Origin of the sequence: Pseudomonas sp. 22515, from assembly GCF_052044625.1 — a bacterium.
GTDB classification, from domain to species: Bacteria; Pseudomonadota; Gammaproteobacteria; order Pseudomonadales; family Pseudomonadaceae; genus Aquipseudomonas; species Aquipseudomonas alloputida.
The window spans coordinates 10,012-11,777 of sequence record NZ_JBQENN010000044.1 but is presented as its reverse complement, the minus strand read 5'-3'; the positions used below and the strand labels follow the sequence as shown (position 1 = coordinate 11,777).

Annotated in this window: 3 protein-coding genes; 2 read left to right on the top strand and 1 reads right to left on the bottom strand. The window is 61.7% G+C overall.

What is annotated here, in order from left to right:
• Window positions 1–33: 33 nt before the first annotated feature.
• Window positions 34–306, bottom strand: a complete 273-nt coding sequence (locus ACTJJN_RS25880) for a DUF3509 domain-containing protein (protein WP_003252809.1) — start codon at window positions 304–306, stop codon at window positions 34–36.
• A 266-nt stretch (window positions 307–572) separates the two neighbouring features.
• Here ACTJJN_RS25880 and ACTJJN_RS25875 point away from each other — a divergent pair, with 266 nt between their 5' ends.
• Both ACTJJN_RS25875 and ACTJJN_RS25870 read left to right on the top strand, forming a co-directional pair.
• Entirely contained in the window at window positions 573–1,097 is a 525-nt protein-coding gene (locus ACTJJN_RS25875) for an ankyrin repeat domain-containing protein (RefSeq protein WP_017147845.1), read from the top strand.
• A 60-nt stretch (window positions 1,098–1,157) separates the two neighbouring features.
• Window positions 1,158–1,688: a hypothetical protein gene (locus ACTJJN_RS25870; RefSeq protein ID WP_440781738.1), complete on the top strand. Its 531-nt coding sequence runs from the start codon at window positions 1,158–1,160 to the stop codon at window positions 1,686–1,688.
• The last annotated feature ends 78 nt before the right edge of the window (window positions 1,689–1,766 follow it).

Genomic DNA, 1,766 nt, shown 5'->3' with positions numbered 1-1,766 from the left:
CCCGCGAAGAGGCCAGTTCAGGCAATACACCCCTCAGCGGTAAGTCGGCAAGGCAAACCGCTGCTGGCTCTGCAGCATCGAGATGACCGGCAACTCACTGGCCTCTTCAGCCAGGTCACGACGGATGGCACTGATCGCCCAGGACAGCTGTTCGGCACTGTGCAATTGCCCATAGGTCAGCACCCGGCGGGTAACCTTGCCATCCGCTGCGCGCAGGGTAAGCAGTACACCGCCATCGGGCCGGGCTTTGGTATTCACTTGATAGGCCGAAAATACCGAGGCGAACTTTTGCTGGATGAGGTCCATATCAACTCCTGGCTGGTGTGTGGCAGACGTGAGTTGATGGTTGCAGTGACCGTGCCAGAATCCTGTTTGGCGAAAAACTCAGTAAATACAGGAGGTTACGGGTAATTTGCAGAAGCGGCATCGTGCAGGGTGCACGGTCGTGCATTTTGCACAGTGCATTTTGCACGGGTCAGGGTTTGCCTATCGGCCTCATAGAATCTGAACCTTTGACCGCAATGGCATGCCTGACGAACACTTGGGCCATCAATTATGCCAGGAGGTTCCCTATGTCCAGCCAACCCGCACCTGCCACCATGACCGATGACGAAACCGCTGCGTTCGCCGAGCAGGTGTTCGAACGTGCCCGCCAGGGCGACGCCGACATGCTCGGGCGCCTGCTTGCCAGCGGCCTGCCGGCCAACCTGCGTAATCACAAGGGCGATACCTTGCTGATGCTGGCCAGCTACCACGGCCACCACGAGGCGGTGCGGGTGCTGCTGGCGCAAGGTGCCGATCCGTTGATTGCCAACGACAATGGCCAGCTGCCGATTGCCGGTGCCGCATTCAAAGGGGACCTGGCGATGATTCGCCTGCTGGTGGAGCATGGCGTGCCGGTGGATGCCGCCGCACAGGACGGTCGCACCGCGCTGATGTTGGCGGCGATGTTCAACCGCAGCGAAATCCTCGACTATCTGCTGGCCCAGGGGGCCGACCCGGCGCACCAGGACGCCCGCGGCATCACCGCCCTGATGGCGGCGCAAACCATGGGCGCAGCAGACACTGCCGCGCGCCTGCAAGCACAGGCCGGCTAACCGCCTAGGGGCATTTGCGGCTATCCTTGGCGACTTTTCACCCGTCGCAGGCCCCCTTTCATGAAAACTCAGTTGCTCGAATTCATCAGCCTCATTGGCGCCGGCTGCATGCGTGAGGCAGACATCGAGCGTATCGCCGACGAGGCCGCCCAGGCCTACGCCGACCCTGCCGCCTTCCTGGCCGCCAACCCCGACATCAACTACGACGACACTTTCCCGATTCCCCTGGGCGAATGGGTGGTGCTGGGCAGCCTGCCGGATACCGTGGTGTTCCAGGCCGACAGCTACCAGGCGCTGTTCCAGCAGATCAGCGACTCGTTCGACAACAGCGTGCCGTTTACCCTCAAGCCCAAGCAACTGGCCCGTACCGAGCCACTGACCGCGCTCAACCGTATCCAGGTGCAGATGGGCGCGCTGAACAAGGAGGCCGGGGGTTATGTGCTGCTCAACTTCAGCCAGTTGCTCGATGATGAACTGCAGATGGTCATGGTGGGGCAGCAGGACCTGGCGCGGGTAATGGAGCTGGGGGCAGCACTGGGCATCAAGGTCGAGCCGGCACTGGAAGCCCTGAAGGTCGCCGTACACATCTAAAGCCTGGCATAGGCTTTGTGGGAGCGGCCTTGTGTCGCGAAAGGGCTGCACAGCAGCCCCGGGATTTCAGCGTCGATG

What these genes read in the sequence shown, in the direction of transcription:
- ACTJJN_RS25870 (WP_440781738.1), top strand. Translation starts at nt 1,158, where the DNA reads ATGAAAACTCAGTTGCTCGAATTCATCAGCCTCATTGGCGCCGGCTGC.
- ACTJJN_RS25875 (WP_017147845.1), top strand. Translation starts at nt 573, where the DNA reads ATGTCCAGCCAACCCGCACCTGCCACCATGACCGATGACGAAACCGCT.
- ACTJJN_RS25880 (WP_003252809.1), bottom strand. Translation starts at nt 306, where the DNA reads ATGGACCTCATCCAGCAAAAGTTCGCCTCGGTATTTTCGGCCTATCAA.